The organism is Streptomyces griseiscabiei, assembly GCF_020010925.1.
In the GTDB taxonomy this organism is placed as follows: domain Bacteria; phylum Actinomycetota; class Actinomycetes; order Streptomycetales; family Streptomycetaceae; genus Streptomyces; species Streptomyces griseiscabiei.
This window is the reverse complement of sequence record NZ_JAGJBZ010000003.1, coordinates 717,914-734,597: the sequence shown is the minus strand read 5'-3', so window position 1 is coordinate 734,597 and position 16,684 is coordinate 717,914. Positions and strand designations below refer to the sequence as shown.

At 72.2% G+C, this 16,684-nt stretch carries 19 protein-coding genes; 9 read left to right on the top strand and 10 right to left on the bottom strand.

Annotated elements, in window-relative coordinates; all coding sequences use genetic code 11:
- Positions 1-127: 127 nt before the first annotated feature.
- Complete coding sequence (locus J8M51_RS37090; protein WP_086763652.1) at positions 128-697, top strand: lasso peptide biosynthesis B2 protein; 570 nt, start codon at positions 128-130, stop codon at positions 695-697.
- Between the two features lie 95 nt (positions 698-792).
- On the top strand, positions 793-1,188 hold the full coding sequence (locus tag J8M51_RS37085; protein ID WP_086763650.1) for a TOBE domain-containing protein: 396 nt from the start codon (positions 793-795) through the stop codon (positions 1,186-1,188).
- Between the two features lie 25 nt (positions 1,189-1,213).
- Here J8M51_RS37085 and J8M51_RS37080 read toward each other — a convergent pair whose 3' ends face one another.
- Positions 1,214-2,200 carry a phosphotransferase gene (locus J8M51_RS37080; RefSeq protein WP_086763648.1) on the bottom strand — a complete coding sequence of 329 codons (987 nt, stop codon included), beginning with the start codon at positions 2,198-2,200 and terminating at the stop codon, positions 1,214-1,216.
- Between the two features lie 83 nt (positions 2,201-2,283).
- On the bottom strand, positions 2,284-2,781 hold the full coding sequence (locus tag J8M51_RS37075) for an ATP-binding protein (protein ID WP_216590600.1): 498 nt from the start codon (positions 2,779-2,781) through the stop codon (positions 2,284-2,286).
- Positions 2,782-3,120: 339 nt separating this feature from the next.
- Between J8M51_RS37075 and J8M51_RS37070 the strand changes: the two genes are divergently transcribed.
- Both J8M51_RS37070 and J8M51_RS37065 read left to right on the top strand, forming a co-directional pair.
- Positions 3,121-3,894, top strand: coding sequence for a transglutaminase domain-containing protein (locus J8M51_RS37070; protein WP_086764900.1), 774 nt, complete (start codon positions 3,121-3,123; stop codon positions 3,892-3,894).
- A gap of 132 nt (positions 3,895-4,026) precedes the next feature.
- Positions 4,027-4,566 carry a hypothetical protein gene (locus J8M51_RS37065; RefSeq protein WP_216590599.1) on the top strand — a complete coding sequence of 180 codons (540 nt, stop codon included), beginning with the start codon at positions 4,027-4,029 and terminating at the stop codon, positions 4,564-4,566.
- Here J8M51_RS37065 and J8M51_RS37060 read toward each other — a convergent pair.
- Positions 4,557-6,098 carry a HAMP domain-containing sensor histidine kinase gene (locus J8M51_RS37060; protein WP_267299821.1) on the bottom strand — a complete coding sequence of 514 codons (1,542 nt, stop codon included), beginning with the start codon at positions 6,096-6,098 and terminating at the stop codon, positions 4,557-4,559. The genes J8M51_RS37065 and J8M51_RS37060 overlap by 10 nt on opposite strands.
- 12 nt (positions 6,099-6,110) lie before the next feature.
- A complete protein-coding gene (locus J8M51_RS37055; RefSeq protein WP_086761775.1) occupies positions 6,111-6,863 on the bottom strand; it encodes a response regulator transcription factor in 753 nt (250 codons plus the stop codon).
- Between the two features lie 314 nt (positions 6,864-7,177).
- On the opposite strand from J8M51_RS37055, the gene J8M51_RS37050 reads away from it, so the two are divergent.
- Positions 7,178-8,455 carry a glycosyltransferase family 4 protein gene (locus tag J8M51_RS37050; protein WP_267299820.1) on the top strand — a complete coding sequence of 426 codons (1,278 nt, stop codon included), beginning with the start codon at positions 7,178-7,180 and terminating at the stop codon, positions 8,453-8,455.
- Positions 8,456-8,482: 27 nt separating this feature from the next.
- On the opposite strand, the gene J8M51_RS37045 is transcribed toward J8M51_RS37050, so the two are convergent.
- Positions 8,483-9,085: a CE1759 family FMN reductase gene (locus J8M51_RS37045; protein ID WP_267299819.1), complete on the bottom strand. Its 603-nt coding sequence runs from the start codon at positions 9,083-9,085 to the stop codon at positions 8,483-8,485.
- Complete coding sequence (locus J8M51_RS37040; RefSeq protein WP_086764428.1) at positions 9,082-10,200, bottom strand: LLM class flavin-dependent oxidoreductase; 1,119 nt, start codon at positions 10,198-10,200, stop codon at positions 9,082-9,084. The genes J8M51_RS37045 and J8M51_RS37040 overlap by 4 nt, the downstream gene beginning before the upstream one ends.
- A gap of 123 nt (positions 10,201-10,323) precedes the next feature.
- Here J8M51_RS37040 and J8M51_RS37035 point away from each other — a divergent pair, with 123 nt between their 5' ends.
- Entirely contained in the window at positions 10,324-11,190 is an 867-nt protein-coding gene (locus J8M51_RS37035) for a helix-turn-helix transcriptional regulator (RefSeq protein ID WP_267299818.1), read from the top strand.
- Here J8M51_RS37035 and J8M51_RS37030 read toward each other — a convergent pair.
- The gene (locus J8M51_RS37030; RefSeq protein WP_179203566.1) at positions 11,174-11,329 is read right to left on the bottom strand and encodes a hypothetical protein; all 156 of its coding nucleotides are present in this window, start codon (positions 11,327-11,329) and stop codon (positions 11,174-11,176) included. The genes J8M51_RS37035 and J8M51_RS37030 overlap by 17 nt on opposite strands.
- A complete protein-coding gene (locus J8M51_RS37025) occupies positions 11,326-12,102 on the bottom strand; it encodes an SDR family NAD(P)-dependent oxidoreductase (protein ID WP_216590593.1) in 777 nt (258 codons plus the stop codon). The genes J8M51_RS37030 and J8M51_RS37025 overlap by 4 nt, the downstream gene beginning before the upstream one ends.
- 176 nt (positions 12,103-12,278) lie before the next feature.
- Between J8M51_RS37025 and J8M51_RS37020 the strand changes: the two genes are divergently transcribed.
- On the top strand, positions 12,279-12,722 hold the full coding sequence (locus J8M51_RS37020; protein ID WP_267299817.1) for an ester cyclase: 444 nt from the start codon (positions 12,279-12,281) through the stop codon (positions 12,720-12,722).
- Between the two features lie 33 nt (positions 12,723-12,755).
- On the opposite strand, the gene J8M51_RS37015 is transcribed toward J8M51_RS37020, so the two are convergent.
- Together J8M51_RS37015 and J8M51_RS37010 are read right to left on the bottom strand one after the other, a co-directional pair.
- Positions 12,756-13,091: a YnfA family protein gene (locus J8M51_RS37015; RefSeq protein WP_216590591.1), complete on the bottom strand. Its 336-nt coding sequence runs from the start codon at positions 13,089-13,091 to the stop codon at positions 12,756-12,758.
- A gap of 56 nt (positions 13,092-13,147) precedes the next feature.
- Complete coding sequence (locus J8M51_RS37010) at positions 13,148-14,341, bottom strand: RtcB family protein (protein ID WP_216590590.1); 1,194 nt, start codon at positions 14,339-14,341, stop codon at positions 13,148-13,150.
- 213 nt (positions 14,342-14,554) lie between these two features.
- Here J8M51_RS37010 and J8M51_RS37005 point away from each other — a divergent pair, with 213 nt between their 5' ends.
- Positions 14,555-15,445: a hypothetical protein gene (locus tag J8M51_RS37005; protein ID WP_086760618.1), complete on the top strand. Its 891-nt coding sequence runs from the start codon at positions 14,555-14,557 to the stop codon at positions 15,443-15,445.
- Positions 15,446-15,582: 137 nt separating this feature from the next.
- Complete coding sequence (locus J8M51_RS37000; protein WP_179203337.1) at positions 15,583-16,578, top strand: hypothetical protein; 996 nt, start codon at positions 15,583-15,585, stop codon at positions 16,576-16,578.
- Positions 16,579-16,684 lie beyond the last annotated feature (106 nt).

Genomic DNA, 16,684 nt, shown 5'->3' with positions numbered 1-16,684 from the left:
CGAATCACCGTCCGTTGCGGCGTGAATCGCCCCCTTGTGAGGCACACGTCCCGCATCGCAGCATGTATCCGGACATTCCGGCCGTGCTCCCGGAATTTCCTCATGCGTTGCTCGGCGAGGGGGGTCGATGGGCGTGGGGCCGGAAGGCACGACACCGGGCAGCGGCCGGTTCGGGCGGCTGTGGCTCGCCGGGCTCCGCCCCACCGGGGCCGTCGTCGCCCGCGACCGCAGGGCGCCGGCCCCGCGGCGGTACGTCTCCGCCGTCCAGGAACGCCGCCGACTGCCCCTGCACCGGCGGCCCCTGCCCCTGCTCGCCATGGGCGCCGCCCATCTCATCGGCCGGCTCTCCGCTCCGCGCATCCACCGGATCCTGACCGTCTGCTCACACGGCGGCCGTCCCGCCACCTACGCCGAGGCCGCCCGGGCCCGCGCGGAGATCGTCGCGGTCGGCCCGCGCCGCGCCGGCCAGGGGTGTCTGCCCCGTTCCATCGCCACGGTCCTGCTCTGCCGCGCCCGGGGCGCCTGGCCCACCTGGCGCACGGGGATGCGTACGGTCTCGACGGCCACCCACGCGTGGGTGGAGGCGGAGGGCCGGCCGGTGGACGATCTGCCGCCCACCCCGGGCATCCCCCCGATCATGACCATCGCACCCCGGGCGCGGGTGCGGGGGGAGGCCGAGAGCCGTGACGCCGGGTGACGGCATCCCCGTACGCACCGGCGGCCACCCGACGATCGAGGCGGCGCCGGGGCGCGCCGACGCGCGGGCCGGGCGGCCCGCATATCTTGGCGCCCATGCAGTCCTACACGATCGGTCAGGCCGCACGGCTGCTCGGGGTGAGCCCCGACACCGCGCGGCGATGGGCGGACGCGGGCCGGGTGGCGACGCGACGCGACGAGAACGGGCGCCGGCTCGTCGACGGCAAGGACCTCGCGGCCTTCTCGGTGGAGCTGGCCTCGGACACCGCCGACGAGGCCGACGCCCCGTACACCTCGGCCCGCAACGCCTTCCCCGGCATCGTCACCGCCGTGAAGCTCGGTGATGTGGCGGCCCAGGTCGAGATCCAGGCGGGCCCGCACCGCCTGGTCTCCCTGCTCACCCGGGAGGCCGTGGAGGAACTGGGCCTGGAGGTCGGCATGGAGGCCACGGCCCGGGTGAAGTCGACGAACGTCCACATCGACCGGGCCTGAGCGCCGCCCTCCTCCCCGGAGCGGGTCACCGTACGGGGGTGAGGGCCTCCACCAGCCGGGAGACGGCCGCGACCTCCGGCAGTCTGCCCCTGCCCAGCAGCTCCACGACCTGGCCGCTCGCGAACTCCCGCTGTTCCGCCGTCACTTCGGGATCGATGGCGCACTCGGCCTGCACCCGCACATAGTTCAGCTCGGTCGCGAAGAGCATGGAGAACGACTCCACGCCCTTGATCACCCCGGGCCCTCCGGCCTCCGCGTAGCCGCGCGCCAGTCGCCGCGCGTCCTCGGCGCGGACGTCGTTCCCGCCGGCCCACACATGGACGGCCCGGGCCAGTTCCCGCCCCGCCGAGACGGGCCCGGCGTTGTCCCAGTCGAGGAGGGCGGGCCCGGCCGGTCCCACCAGCACGTTCTGCGGCCGCACATCGAGATGCGAGGTCACGGTGTCCCCGTCTCCGGACGGAGTGACGTACGCGGCCAGCTCCGCCGCCTCGGTGGCCGCGAACCGCTCCAGCGCCGCCGCCCACGGCATCCCGGCCCGCCGTACCCCCTCGCACACCTGAGCCCACTCGGCCGCCCCGGGGCACCGCTCGTACCAGCCGTCCGGTGTCTCCCCGGTCCCCTGCCCGGCCCGGTGCAGCAGCGCGAGGGTCCGGCCGCACCAGGTGAGCAGCTCCGGGGCACGGGGGTCCGCCTCGCTCCCGTCCACCCAGCCGTACACCTTCACGTACGCCCCGCCCATCGTCCGCGGGAGCCGTGACACATGGGCCCCGTGCCGGTCCGCGAGGAACGGTGGCGCCGAGATGCCCAGCCCCTCCGCCGCGTTCCGCAGCCCGGCCTCCCGCGCGACCTGCTCCTCGTCGCACCCGAACAGCAACTCCTTGACCGCCCACACCCCGGCGCCCCCGGACAGCCGCCAGATCTGCCCCAGGGCCCCGCGGGCGACGGGCACCATCTCCCAGTCCCCGCCGCTCAGCCCGTACGCATCCGCTATGAACCCGGCCCTGCTCCGCATACCGCCGCCCTTCGTTCGACCTCCGGCATGTAATACGCGAACTCCCGCGGCCACAAACGGATATACGCCCGCACGTGACAGCCTCATCTGGCCAGGGACGTTCTCGGTGCCGCCAGGTCGAACCAGACCGCCTTGCCGTCGGGGTGGACGGGGCCGCCGTTCGGGAGGGCGGCGGCGGTGCCCCAGTGACCCTCGGTGAGGGCGTCCACGAGGTAGAGGCCCCGGCCGCCCTCCTCCCAGCCACCGGAGGTCAACTCCCTTATGACCGGCGGGTTCTCGTCACCGTCGTAGACGATCACCCTGACCCGCCAGGCCTCCACCGCCAGCCAGAGAACCGATCCTCCTCCTTTGGCGTGCACACAGGCGTTCGTGACCAGTTCGGAGGTGCACAGGGCGGCGGCGTCGACCAGGGCGTCCAGACCGAGCGCGCGCAGGACGCTGGTGACGAAGTCACGGGCGATGTGCGGGGAGCTGTCGAGGGGCGGGCAGAAGAGCGTGTACGTCGTCGCCGCGGGCGAGAGCCAGGGGGTGCCGCCGGGGATCGGGGCGGGGGCGGGCAGGCTACGGGCCGTTTCGGTCATGGGTGATCAACTCCGTTGCGACGAGAAGGGATTGCTCGGGTCCCTACCGCGTCGGTGGCTCCTCCTCGGGCAGACTGGATGCGGGCAGGACGCAGGCGAAATGCGTATGAGTGACCAGACGAGCACTCTCCGTGAGCGCAGGAACGACCGTAGTCGGCGTGTTCGCGCCGCCGCAATGGGGTCGGTGGAAGTACTACGAAAGCACGTCACCGACGGCGCTCCGGCCCCGGCCGGGCGTCGTGTGATGATGGGCCGAAGGCGCCCGCGGGGAACGGGCGGCGTTCCCCCGGGGAGTGGGAACGGGTAGAGGAAGAGAACGGGCACGGGGACGGAACTGCCATGACCAGTCGGCTGCTCATGTCGTACAACGCGCAGGTCGAACGGGCCGGGGTGCCCGCCAGGGAGCCGGACCGCGTGGTCGGGTCCACCCGGGCCACGGCGATCCTGGACCACGACGATCCCCGGGTGGGGGCGCTCGCGCGCCGGGCGGAGAGCGAGGCGACCCCGCGCGACGCGCTGCGCACCGCGCACCGGATCATCGCGCGGCACGTCCGCCCGGTGTACTCGGTCGAGGACGGCCGCCGGGTGTCACGGACGCTCCGGCTCGGGCGCGGCTCGTGCAGCCAGCGGATGGCGGCGCTGGAGGCGGTCGCGCGCGCCGTGCGCGTACGGACGCGGGTGCGCGGGCTGCTCGTGGACGGGACCTACTGGTATCCGCGCTTCCCCCGGCTGAAGCCGTTCGTGCCGGAGCAGGTCCTGCTGGCCTGGCCGGAGTTCAGGATCAGCGGGGCGTGGGTGCCGATCGGAGAGCTCTTCGACGCCGCCACGCCCGGCGGCGCCACCCCCGGCGGCGCCGGGGACGGCTTCACCAACAAGGGCGGCGAGACCCTGTTCGACGCCATCGCGCGCACCGGCGTCCGCTGGGACGCCTGCGGTACCGCGTCGGCCGCCGCCTGCGACCTCTCCGCCCAGGTCGTCGCCGACCTCGGCCACTTCGACGACCGCGACGAACTCTTCGCCCGCTACGGCCAGACCCTCTGCCGCACGGCCCGCACCCTCACCGAGCCGGTCCTCGGCCGCTGGAGCGCGGGCGCGACCCGGCCGACCGCCTGACCGTCCGACCGCTTGACCGCTTGACCGCTTGACGGGAGGTGGTCACAGAACGGCCACCTCTCCCACACTTCCCCCACATCCGGCTCCGCCGGGCACTACGGTCACTCCACCCGAAACACCCAGGGGGACGAGATGACCAATCCGTACACCGGCCCGACACCGCCCACCCCGCCCTCGGCGCCGGCGCCGCGCCCGCCCGACACCCGCCCGCTGCACAAGCGCGTCCTCGTCTGGCTCGGCGGCGCGGGTCTGCTCATAGCGGGCTCGGTGATCGGCGCGACCGGCGACGACGGGCAGGAGGCCGTACAGGCCGCCACCAAGCCCGGAGCGACCGTCACCGCGACCGTCACGGCCACGCCCGAGCCCGCGCCGACCGTCACCACGACCGTCGAGGCCAAGGCGAAGCCGCGCCCCACCGTCACGGTCACCAGGACCGCCACCGCGAAGGCGGCCGGGGCCGACAGCGGGAGCGACGGCAGCGGCGGAGGCGGGGGTGGTGGCGAGGAGGACCCCGGCACCGGCACCTGCTCGATCGTCTCCAACTCCGGCAACTGCTACTCGGCGGGACAGTTCTGCCGGAACAGCGACCACGGGGCCGTCACCACCACCGAGGACGGCACGGAGATCAAGTGTGCCTACAGCTCGAACGCCTGGCGCTGGACCTATGTCTGACCGGACGGCCGGTCGCACGCGTCCGCGCCCCGCACCGTGAACCCGGTGACCAGCCCCCCGCCCTCCCGCCGGAACGCGAAGGGCGCCCCGCCGTGCGCCGTGGCCACCGCCCGGACGATCGACAGCCCGAGCCCGGACCCGGGCAGGCTGCGGGCGTCCGGGGCACGGTAGAAGCGGTCGAAGATACGGTCGAGGTCGCGGTCGGGGACGCCGGGGCCCCGGTCGAGGACCTCGATCCGGACGACATCCGCGTCCGCGCCCGTACCCGCGCCCGGCGCCCGCGCGCCCGACGGTTCACCGAGTCCGCCCGGCTCCCCGAAGGTCCCCGCCGCCCCCCGCGCCACGACGACCTCGATCGCCCCCGAGCCGGCCCGGTCGAACTTCGCCGCGTTCTCCACCAGGTTGGAGACGGCCCGCTGGAGCGCGCCCGCCCGCCCCTCGACGGTCGTGTCACCGGTCACCCGCACCACGACCTCCCGCCCGGTGCGCCGGCGCGCGGTCCCCGCGACCTCCTCCGCGAGGTCGGCCAACTGCACCCGCTGCACCGGCTCGGTGCTGGACTGCCCGGCCGCGAGATCCACCAACTCATTGACCAGGTCGGTCAGTTCGAGAGCCTCCTGGGAGAGGTCGTCGACGAGTTCCTCCCGCACCCGGGGCGGCAGCTCGTCGATGCGCCGGAGCAGGGAGATGTTCGTCCGCAGCGAGGTGAGCGGGGTGCGCAGCTCATGGCCCGCGTCCTGCACCAGCCGCCGCTGGTCCTCCTCCGACTGGGCGAGCCGGACCAGCATCCGGTCGAAAGAACGGCCGAGCCGCCCCACCTCGTCCCGGCCCGCGACCGGCACCTGAATGCCGAGGTGCCCGGTCCGGGCCACGTCCTCCGCCGCCCCCGCCAGCTGCACCAGCCGCCGGGTCTGCCGCCGGGCCAGCCACCAGCCGAACAGCCCGGCCGAGATGACGATCCCGGACACGAACAGCAGGGTCCGCTGCTGGAGTTCCCGCAGCAGATCCTCCGTGTCGCTGAACTCCTGCGCGACCTGCACCGCGCCCCGGCCGCCGCCGAGCGCGACGGTCACCACCCGGTAGCGGTCGTTGCCGACCTCGACCTCGCCGTGCTCGACCGTCACCCCCGCGAGGGCCGCGTCGGCCGTACGGCGGTCCGCCTCGCGCACGGGCAGGCCGGGGGCGCCCTTGTCGAGGATCTCCCCGCCCGGGCCGAGCACCTGGACGTCCGTGCGGCCGGAGCGGATCAGGTCGTCACGCGGGCCGCCGCTGTCGCCGGTCGCGAAGTCCTCCGGTGTCAGCGGGTCCTGCTCGACCAGTTCCCGCAGGTCACGCACGACCTCGGCGAACACGGTCTGCTCGTCGACCCGCACCAGCCGCGCCGCCGCGCTGTAGCTGAGGATGCCGACGAGGACGGTGACGACACACGCCACCGCCACGAACGACACGGTGAAGGTCGCCCGCAGCGAGGGGACCGGCCGCAGCCGGGCGAGCAGGCGGGGCAGGTCCCGGACGGGACGGGACGGCGACACCGCGCGCCGCCCTCAGTCTTCCCGCAGCGCGTATCCCACACCGCGCACGGTGTGGATCAGCGCCGGTGCCCCGGGTTCGTCGAGCTTGCGGCGCAGATAACCGACGTAGACGGCGAGGTTCTTGGAGCCCGGCCCGAAGTCGTAGCCCCAGATGCGGTCGTAGATCGTCGCGTGGTCGAGGACGATGCCCGCGTTGCGGACGAGCAGTTCGAGCAGGTCGAACTCGGTCCGGGTCAGCTCCAGTTCCCGCGCGCCGCGCCACGCCCGGCGCGCCTGGACGTCCATCCGCAGCCCGGCGGCCGTGAGCAGCCCGCCGGCGTCGGTCGGGGACCCGGCCGCGGAGGCGCCCGGCGACACGCCCGGCGCAGACGGGGGCGCGGGGGCGAAACCGTCCGCTCCGCCGGTGCGCCGCAGCAGCGCCCGAAGCCGCGCGAACACCTCCTCGACGTCGAACGGCTTGACGACGTAGTCGTCCGCGCCGGCGTCGAGACCGGCGATCCGGTCGGCGGTCTCCACGAGCGCGGTCAGCATCAGGATCGGTGTCCGGTCACCCTCCGCGCGCAGCACCCGGCAGACCTGGAGGCCGTCTATGCCGGGCATCATCACATCGAGGACGAGCACGTCGGGCCGGTTGCGGTGCGCCTGGGCGAGCGCCTCGACGCCGTCGGCGACCGCCGTGACCTCGTACCCCTCCAGGGTCAGCGCGCGTTCCAGGGCATGGCGGATGGCGCGGTCGTCCTCGGCGAGCAGCACGTTCTGGGGCACCCCACCAGTCTGCCAAGGTCACCGGCGCGCACCACCTCGTCAGGAGCGCCGGACGGCCCTTCTTACCGGCCTCTCACCCCGGCCGCCCATCGGGCTTACCCCCGCGGAGCAGCGTGTCCGTGTGACACCCGCCCGCACGGGAACCCGGGCAGAGCGAGCAGATGGAGTACAAAGGGTCGCGACCAGACAAACCATGACCACCATGTACACCATCGGACAAGTACGTCACCTCCATACGCACCACCGCGACAGCGACCGCGACCGCGTCGTTCACGCCGTCGGGACGCCGGGAAGGCAGGACCTTGAGCCGCCGCATGAAGATCGTGTTCCTGCTGCACAACGCGTACGCCATCGGCGGCACCGTGCGGACGACGCTGAACCTGGCGGCGGCACTCGCGGACCACCACGACGTCGAGATCGTCTCGATGGCCCGGCACCTGGACGAGCCCCGCTTCGCGGTCGATCCCCGGGTCACGCTCGTCCCCCTCGTCGACATCCGCCCCTACAGCCCCGACCTGCGCGATCCGGCCCAGCTGCGGCCCGCCGAGGACTTCCCGGCCGAGGACCGGCGGCACCGCCAGTACAGCCGTCTCACCGACCTCCGGGTCCGCGCCCATCTGGCCCGCAGCGACGCGGACGTCGTCATCGGCACCCGCCCCGGCATCAACGTCTACGTCTCCCGCTTCGCCCCCCGCCGCGCCCTGCGCATCGCCCAGGAGCACCTGCGCCACGACGCCCACTCCAAGCAGCTGCGCAAGGTCCTCGCCCGCCACTACCGCACCCTGGACGCGGTCGTCACGACCACGGCGGCGGACGCGGCGGTGTACCGCGCGCGGATGAAACTGCCGGGCGTACGGGTGATGTCGGTGCCCAACATCGTCCCGCCGGCCAAGGTCGCCCCGTCGGAGGGCACCGCCCCCGTCATCGCCGCCGCCGGCCGCCTCTCCCGGGGCAAACGCTTCGACCTCCTGCTGGAGGCGTTCGCGAAGGTCGCCGCGAAGGAACCGGAGTGGCAGCTGCGGATCTACGGCGGCGGCAAGCAGCACGACCGCCTGGAGACCCTGATCCAGGATCTCCGGCTCACCGACCGGGCCCATCTGATGGGCCCGCACACCCCCATCGAGGAGGAGTTCGCGCGGGCCTCGATCGTCGTCAGCGCCTCCGAGGCCGAGTCCTTCGGCATGACCCTCGTCGAGGCCATGCGCTGCGGTGTCCCGGTCGTCAGCACCGACTGCCCGCTCGGCCCCGCCGAGATCATCACCGACGGCACCGACGGCCGCCTCGTCCCGGTCGACGACCCCGACGCCCTCGCCGAGGCCGTCCTCGATCTCACCGCCGACCCCGCCCTGCGCCGCGCGATGGGCCGCGCCGCCCTGGAGAGCGCCCGCCGCTACGACCCGGCCCCGATCATCGCCCGCTACGAGCACCTCTTCGCCGACCTGCGCGAGACCAGGGTCCAGCGCACCTGGGAACGGGGGTCGACGAGGGCGAGGGTCTGGCTGCGGAGAAGGGTGCCGGGGTGGGCGAGGGCCACTCGGCAGTTCAGGGGCGCGGGGAACTGCGCGAGCAACCACAATCAACGCGCGGCCTGAATCCCACCGCACCCCCAACGGCGCGTCTCAGCCCTTCAACGCCGCCAACTGCTCAGCGAAGGGCACCACGACAAACCCCTCGGGCTCGGCGGACACCCCGGCCGCCTTCCCGGAGGAGAGCCCACCCATCAGCCCGGCCAACTCCCCCGCCGCCCGCTCGACCCGCCCCGCGAGCCCCTCGGCACCCCAGTCCTCGGACGCGGCGTACACCGCCGTGGGCACCACCACGGCCCGCAGATACGCGAACAGCGGCCGCATCGCGTGCTCCAGCACCAGCGAGTGCCGTGCCGAACCCCCGGTCGCGGCGATCAGCACCGGCTTCCCGCCGAGCGCGTCCCGGTCCAGCACGTCGAAGAAGGACTTGAACAGCCCGCTGTACGAGGCGGAGAACACCGGGGTGACGACCACGAGCCCGTCGGCCCCCGCCACCGCGTCCAGCGCGGCGGCGAGCTTCCGGCCCGGGAACCCGTTCGTGAGGTGGTGCGCGATCTCGACCGCGAGGTCCCGCAGTTCGACCACCTGGACGTCGACCGACGCGTCCCGCCCGACCACGGCGGCGGCGATCCGGTCCCCCAGCAGCCGCGTGGACGACGGGACGCTCAGCCCCGCCGAGACGACGACGAGCCTCACGACACACTCTCCTTCTTCTCCGCGGCCTCGTCCGCCGCGTCCTTCTGCGCGGCGGCCAGCAGCGACCCGTGCGTCGGCGCGTCCGGCACGTCCGCCGGCCGCCCCTTCGCGAACTCCTTCCGGAGCACCGGCACGACCTCCTCGCCGAGCATGTCGAGCTGTTCGAGCACGGTCTTCAGGGGCAGCCCCGCGTGGTCGATCAGGAACAGCTGCCGCTGGTAGTCACCGGCGTACTCGCGGAACGCCAGCGTCTTCTCGATCACCTGCTGCGGCGAGCCGACGGTCAGCGGGGTCTGGTCGGCGAAGTCCTCCAGGGAGGGCCCGTTGCCGTAGACCGGCGCGACGTCGAAGTACGGCCGGAACTCGCGGACCGCGTCCTGCGAGTTCTTCCGCATGAAGATGTGTCCGCCGAGGCCGACGATCGCCTGCTCGGGCGTGCCGTGCCCGTAGTGCGCGTACCGCTGCCGGTACAGCTCGACCATCCGCTTGGTGTGGTCGGCCGGCCAGAAGATGTTGTTGTGGAAGAAGCCGTCGCCGTAGTACGCGGCCTGCTCGGCGATCTCGGGCGAGCGGATGGAGCCGTGCCAGACGAACGGCGGTACGTCGTCCAGCGGACGGGGCGTGGAGGTGAAGCCCTGGAGCGGCGTACGGAACTTGCCCTCCCAGGTCACGACGTCCTCGCGCCACAGGCGGCGCAGCAGCGCGTAGTTCTCGACGGCGAGGTTGATGCCCTGCCGGATGTCCTGCCCGAACCAGGGGTAGACCGGTCCGGTGTTGCCGCGCCCCATCATCAGGTCCACCCGGCCGTCGGCCAGGTGCTGGAGCATCGCGAAGTCCTCGGCGATCTTCACCGGGTCGTTGGTGGTGATGAGGGTGGTGGAGGTGGAGAGGATCAGCTTCTCCGTGCGCGCGGCGACATAGCCGAGCATCGTGGTCGGCGAGGACGGCACGAACGGCGGGTTGTGGTGCTCACCGGTGGCGAAGACGTCGAGGCCGACCTCCTCCGCCTTCAGCGCGATCGCGACCATCGCCTTGATGCGCTCGCGCTCGGTCGGCGTCCGGCCCGTGGTGGGGTCCGGCGTCACATCACCGACGCTGAAGATCCCGAACTGCATCATCGCTAGCCACCCTCCAGGTTGTTTACGATTCAACTATACCCATGAACGAGGTCCCCTGCTCCACTATTCCTCCGTTGCCAGTGGCGGTCCTGTGTCAGTGGTCGTCCTTACGATCGACCCATGGCCGCCCCACGCCGTGACACCCGAGGCATCGTCGACGCCGCGGAGCTCTTCGCCCGGGTCCGCTTCCGCCGCCGCGAACCCGCCGAGCCGCTGCGCCCGTATCTGGAGCACTACTGGCTGATCGACTGGGACCTGCCCGAGCCGTACGTCTCCCGGGTCGTCCCGCACCCCTCGGTGAACATCGTCTTCCAGCGGTTCCAGGGCCAGGACCCCTTCGTCGAGGTCGCGGGCGTCGGCCTCGGCCTCTTCACCCAGAGGCTGGAGGGCCGGGGCCGGGTCTGCGGCGTCCAGTTCCGCCCCGGCGGCTTCCGCCCCTTCGCCCCCGCCCACCCCGCGACCCACTGGACCGGCCGGCGGGTACGCGACCCCGAGGCGCTCCCGGAGGCCTTCGCCGGCGCGGCCCCGGACGCGGACGCGATCCCCGCCCCGTCCGCGATCCTCGCCCCGGACGACGAGGACGCCCGCGTCGCCGCCCTGGACGCGTTCCTGACCGGGCTCGCTCCCCGCCCCGACCCGCAGGCCGACCTCGCCATGGCCCTCGTCGACCGCGTCCGCACCGACCGCGCCATCCGCCGCGTCACCGACTTCGCCCGCGCCGAGGGCCTGTCCGTACGGCTCCTGCAGCGCCTGTTCTCCGCGTACGTGGGCGTCGGCCCGAAGTGGGTGATCCTGCGCTACCGCATCCACGAGGCCCTGGAACGCGCCGAGACCGACCGGGCCGTCGACTGGGCCGCCCTCGCCGCCGACCTCGGCTACGCGGACCAGGCCCACCTGGTCCGCGACTTCACGGCGACGGTCGGGGTGCCGCCGACGGCGTACGCGGAGGCCGTGGCGGCGCTCACCGCCGCTACTCCGCGTGCGTGACCGCGTAGATCATCACGAAGGCCACGATGTGGATGCCGAAGAGGAAGTAGGCGAGGTACCACCACACGTACCGCTCGTTCCGCTTCTCCTCGGCGAGCCGGCGCTGCTCGGCGGTCGTCTCGCTCCCGGAGGTCGTCACAGCTCCCGGTGGACCTTCGTGTTGGAGGCCTGGGCGCGGGGGCGCAGGACGAGCAGGTCGACGTTGACATGGCTGGGCCGGGTGACCGCCCAGGTGATCGTGTCGGCGACGTCGTCCGCGGTCAGGGGCTCGGCGACGCCCTCGTAGACGCTCGCCGCCTTCGCCGCGTCGCCGCCGAAGCGGGTCAGCGCGAACTCGTCCGTCTTCACCATGCCGGGCGCGACCTCGATGACCCGGACCGGGGTGCCCACGATCTCCAGCCGCAGCGTCTCGGCGAGGACGTGCGCGCCGTGCTTGGCGGCGACATAGCCGGCGCCGCCCTCGTACGTCCCGTGCCCGGCGGTCGACGACACCACGACCACCGTGCCGTCGCCGCTCGCGGTCAGCGCGGGCAGCAGGGCCTGGGTGACATGGAGGGTGCCGATGACGTTGGTCTCGTACATCGTGCGCCAGTCGGCCGGATCACCGGTGGCCACCGGGTCGGCGCCGAGCGCGCCGCCCGCGTTGTTGACCAGCACACCGATCGTCCTGAACGCGGTCGCGAACTCGTCGACCGCCGCACGGTCCGTGATGTCCAGGGCGTACGCCGTGGCCTGGCCGCCGCCGTCGTTGATCTCCTCGGCCAGCGCCTCGATCCGGTCCTTGCGGCGCGCGGTCAGGACGACGCGGTACCCCGCCGCGGCGAGCTGCCGGGCCGTGGCGGCGCCGATCCCGCCGCTCGCACCGGTGACGACGGCGATGCGGGAGGCGGCGGACGGTACGGCGGGGGCCATGAGCTGCTCCTGATGAGGCGGTGCGTAGCGAGCGGTACGGATCATGAAGGGTGGACCGTGCGGGACGGACCGTGCGGGCTGGGTCCTGCGGGGCGGAATCGAACATTTTCCGCCCGGCCAGGATAGGCGGACGGTGGGACAATGAGACGGGTGATCCCCTGCACAGGAGGTGGATCATGGGACAGGCACGCGAGCTGATGGACCAGCTCACCGAGGCACTGACCACACACCAGGACCCCAAGACCGTCGCGAACCTCTTCGCGGAGGACGCGGTCGCGCACACCCCCGACGGCGGCGAGCTGCACGGCCGCGACGACATCGCCGAGTACTGGCGGCAGATGACGGACGCCGTGCCCGACGCGACCTACGAATCAGTCAGCTCGTTCGAGGTCGGCGACACCGCCGTCGACGAGGGGATCTACACCGGCCGGAACACGGGCCCGCTGGCGTTCCCGGACGGCACGTCCATCCCGGCCACCCAGAGGGACATCCGGATACACGGCGTGGACTTCGCCACGGTCCGGGACGGCCGGATCACCAGCTACCGGCTCTACTTCGACCAGCTGGAGTTCCTGAACCAACTGGGCCTGCTGCCGGAGGAGTTGGCCCAGCCGTCGTAGCGCGGCAGCCGCTCTCCGCCGGGCGGCCCACGCTCACCCCCCACGCGGCGCGTACATGATCACCGCCATGCCCGCGAGGCAGACCAGCGCGCCCGTCACGTCCCAGCGGTCGGGCCGGTAGCCGTCCGCGACCATCCCCCAGGCGATCGACCCGGCGACGAAGATCCCGCCGTACGCGGCGAGGATCCGCCCGAAGTGGGCGTCCGGCTGGAACGTCGCCACGAACCCGTACGCCCCCAGCGCCACGACCCCCGCCCCGATCCACACCCACCCCCGGTGCTCCCGCACGCCCTGCCACACCAGCCAGGCCCCACCGATCTCGAACAGGGCGGCGAGCAGAAAGAGAGCGGCGGAACGGGCGACGACCATGCCGCCACCCTCCCACAGCGCTCCGCGGGGACCGCGCGGTCCCCGCCCCGGCGGTCTCAGCCCTTCACACACACCACCTGCTTCAGCTTCGCCACCACCTGCACCAGGTCCCGCTGCTGGTCGATGACCTGCTCGATCGGCTTGTAGGCGCCCGGGATCTCGTCCACGACACCGGAGTCCTTGCGGCACTCCACGCCCCGTGTCTGCTCCTCCAGGTCCTTGGTCGAGAAGCGCCGCTTCGCCGCCGTCCGGCTCATCCGCCGGCCGGCGCCGTGCGACGCCGAGTTGAAGGCCTTCTCGTTGCCGAGGCCCTTCACGATGTACGAACCGGTGCCCATCGAGCCCGGGATGATCCCGTACTCGCCGGAGCCCGCGCGGATCGCGCCCTTGCGGGTCACCAGGAGGTCCATGCCGTCGTAGCGCTCCTCGGCCACATAGTTGTGGTGGGCGCTGATCTCGGGCTCGAAGACCGGCTTCGCCTTCTTGAACTCCCTGCGGACGACGCCCTTGAGGAGCGCCATCATGATCGAGCGGTTGTACTTGGCGTACTCCTGCGCCCAGAACAGATCGTTGCGGTACGCCGCCATCTGCGGGGTGTCCGCGACGAAGACGGCGAGGTCACGGTCGACCAGGCCCTGGTTGTGCGGGAGCTCCCGGGCGATGCCGATGTGATGCTCCGCCAGCTCCTTGCCGATGTTCCGGGAGCCGGAGTGCAGCATCAGCCAGACAGAACCGGTCGAATCTATGCACACCTCGACAAAGTGATTCCCGCCGCCGAGCGTTCCCATCTGCTTCGCCGCCCGGTCATGACGGAACCTGACCGCATCCGCGACCCCGTCGAACCGCCCCCAGAACCCGTCCCACCCCCCGGCCGTGAAGCCGTGCAGCTCGTCCGGGTCGACGGGGTCGTCGTGCATACCCCGGCCCACCGGAATGGCCTGCTCGATCTTCGACCGCAGCCGGGAGAGGTCCCCGGGGAGGTCGTTGGCCGTCAGGGACGTCTTCACCGCGGACATTCCGCAGCCGATGTCGACGCCGACCGCCGCGGGACAGACGGCCCCCCGCATGGCGATGACGGACCCGACCGTCGCGCCCTTCCCGTAGTGCACGTCCGGCATCACGGCCAGGCCCTTGATCCAGGGGAGCGTGGCGACGTTGCGCAGCTGCTGCAGCGCGCCCTCCTCGACCGACGCGGGGTCGGTCCACATCCGTATGGGTACCTTCGCGCCCGGTATCTCTACGTACGACAAAACGCCCTCGTTCCCCCGAAATTCAGATCAAAGTCTCAGAACGCAAAACCGGCGCCAAGGCCCATGAAAAGGGATGCCGGACCGGCGTCCACGGCAGTGCGTGCGATACACATGGTGCCCGGGGGTCACCCCCGGGCGGCAAGTGAATAAGCACAGGCCACAGGACAGGACACCGCAGGCGTCCCGAGGGACCCCGTCGAGAGGAGCCCCACCGTGCAGCGGAAGGCGTACGTACCCGGCGTCGCCGTGCTCCTCGCGGCACTGCTGGCCGCGTGCACGGGATCGAGCGACGACGGTTCGGCCGACGACCCCCGCCCGGGCGAGGCCACCGCCTCGGCCACCGTCGCCCAGCCCGGCCGCTACGACACGCTTCCCGAACCCTGCGGCTCGGTCGACCAGAGCACCCTCGACACCCTGCTCCCCGGCGTGAAGCGGCTCCCCGACGCGGCCCAGCGCAAGCAGGCGTACGCGGGCGAGGCCACGCAGACGTACGACACGGACGCCACGGCCGGCTGCCGCTGGAAGGTGGAGTCCACGGACGCCACCCACTACCTGTTCGTCGACTTCGAGCGGATCGTGTCGTGGGACAACGCGGTCAGCGACGACAGCAAGGCGCAGGAGGTGTACGGCGGCAAGGTCGAGGCGGCCGACCTCCCCGAGCCCACGCCGAGCACCTCCGAGGAGGAGAGCGAGGACACGGACGAGCCCGAGGAGACGGAGGCGTCCGGCGACGCCACCTCCGCCGAGGACGAGGGCGACACCGCGTCGGCGGACGCCTCCGCCTCACCCACCGGCTCCTCCGCGTCCTCTTCCTCTTCCTCTTCCTCTTCCTCTTCCTCCACCGCCTCCCCGAGCCCGTCCGGCACCCCCGCCTCCCTGCTCCCCCGCGTCCTCGACGGTCTCGGCGACGAGGCGTTCCTCGACGACGCGCTCGGGACGAGCAAGCAGCGGACCGTGACTGTGGTGTTCCGCACGTCCAACGTGATCGTGACCGTCGAGTACGAGGAGCAGCCGGCGACCACGACGGTGGTGCCGGACAGCGAGGAAATGCAGGACAGGGCCCGGAATCTGGCGGAGCGGCTGGCCGAGGCGTTCGACGACTGAGGGGCGTTCGGGGACGGTTGGGGCGTCCGCGCGAACCACCCGAATCAGGGCCGCACTTCTTCATCACCGCGTACGGTGGCCTCTCGGAACACTGATCCGATTGTCCGTTTGTCCGTTTTCCCGTCTGTGAAGGAACCATGCGACGAGCCGCAGAGTCAGACCAGCATCAGTCACCGCTCAGCGAGCGTTCGCCCCAGGTGGCGCGCGCCGGGCGGTTCGGGCGCTCGGCCCGCTCCCGGGTCCTCGCGGGCGCGGCGGTCGTACCGGTGATGCTGCTGGCGGTCGGCTGTTCGTCGGACTCCGGCTCGGACGGCGCCTCCGGTGACGACACCCCGGCGGGGCTGAACCAGTCGGCGTCGGAGACCAAGACGCCGGAGGTGGTCGCGGCGAAGTACGCGACGCTGCCGGACGCGTGCGAGGTGTTCTCCGACAAGACGCTGAAGTCGGTGGTGCCGAAGGGCGTGAAGTCCGGCAAGGCGATCAACAAGGCCGAGGAGAACGTGACCGGCGACTGCCGCTGGATCAGCCTCGACAACAACGGGGTCGACGGCTCCCAGTACCGCTGGCTGAGCGTGTCCCTGCACCTGCTGGCCTCGAACGCGGCGAACGGCCCCGGTGAGGACCGCGCGGCCAAGGCGTACGAGTCGAAGATCACCGCGGCGAAGGCCGTGGACGGGGCGAAGAAGGTCAAGACGGAGCCGCTGACGGGCACCGGCGACCAGGCCACGGTGATCACGTACGACCTGAAGAAGGACGACGACACCTTCAAGCAGCAGACGATCGTGGTGCGCACGGAGAACGTGGTCATCACGCTCGACTACAACGGCGCCGGTCTGGCCGGCGAGAAGACGCCGGACCCGGCGGCGCTGCTGAAGTCCGCGAAGTCCGCCGCCAAGGAGGCGGTCGAGTCCATCGAGGACGCCAACGACGGTACGGACGCGTCGGCTTCCCCGTCGAAGAGCGCCTCCGAGGGCGCCTCGAAGGACACCTCCAAGACACCGTCCGCGGACCCGACGAAGGCGTCCTCCTCCGGCGGTTCGGGCTCGGACCTGAGTTCGGACTCGGGCAGCGGCTCGGATTCCGATTCGGACTCGGGTTCCTCCACGTCCGGCACCCGGAAGACGAAGTCGTAGTTCCGCTTCCCCTTCTCCACCTGGCGTTTTGTCCGAGCCCGGTCCCCGTGGGGGCCGGGCTCGACGTCATCCGGCCATCCGTGCGCCGCACACATGTGCCACTCTG

Coding starts and splice junctions, on each gene's coding strand:
- J8M51_RS37035 (WP_267299818.1), top strand. CDS start 10,324: ATGGCCGCCCCACGCCGTGACACCCGAGGCATCGTCGACGCCGCGGAG.
- J8M51_RS37025 (WP_216590593.1), bottom strand. CDS start 12,102: ATGGCCCCCGCCGTACCGTCCGCCGCCTCCCGCATCGCCGTCGTCACC.
- J8M51_RS37085 (WP_086763650.1), top strand. CDS start 793: ATGCAGTCCTACACGATCGGTCAGGCCGCACGGCTGCTCGGGGTGAGC.
- J8M51_RS37000 (WP_179203337.1), top strand. CDS start 15,583: ATGCGACGAGCCGCAGAGTCAGACCAGCATCAGTCACCGCTCAGCGAG.
- J8M51_RS37040 (WP_086764428.1), bottom strand. CDS start 10,200: ATGCAGTTCGGGATCTTCAGCGTCGGTGATGTGACGCCGGACCCCACC.
- J8M51_RS37050 (WP_267299820.1), top strand. CDS start 7,178: ATGAAGATCGTGTTCCTGCTGCACAACGCGTACGCCATCGGCGGCACC.
- J8M51_RS37075 (WP_216590600.1), bottom strand. CDS start 2,781: ATGACCGAAACGGCCCGTAGCCTGCCCGCCCCCGCCCCGATCCCCGGC.
- J8M51_RS37020 (WP_267299817.1), top strand. CDS start 12,279: ATGGGACAGGCACGCGAGCTGATGGACCAGCTCACCGAGGCACTGACC.
- J8M51_RS37015 (WP_216590591.1), bottom strand. CDS start 13,091: ATGGTCGTCGCCCGTTCCGCCGCTCTCTTTCTGCTCGCCGCCCTGTTC.
- J8M51_RS37065 (WP_216590599.1), top strand. CDS start 4,027: ATGACCAATCCGTACACCGGCCCGACACCGCCCACCCCGCCCTCGGCG.
- J8M51_RS37080 (WP_086763648.1), bottom strand. CDS start 2,200: ATGCGGAGCAGGGCCGGGTTCATAGCGGATGCGTACGGGCTGAGCGGC.
- J8M51_RS37090 (WP_086763652.1), top strand. CDS start 128: ATGGGCGTGGGGCCGGAAGGCACGACACCGGGCAGCGGCCGGTTCGGG.
- J8M51_RS37070 (WP_086764900.1), top strand. CDS start 3,121: ATGACCAGTCGGCTGCTCATGTCGTACAACGCGCAGGTCGAACGGGCC.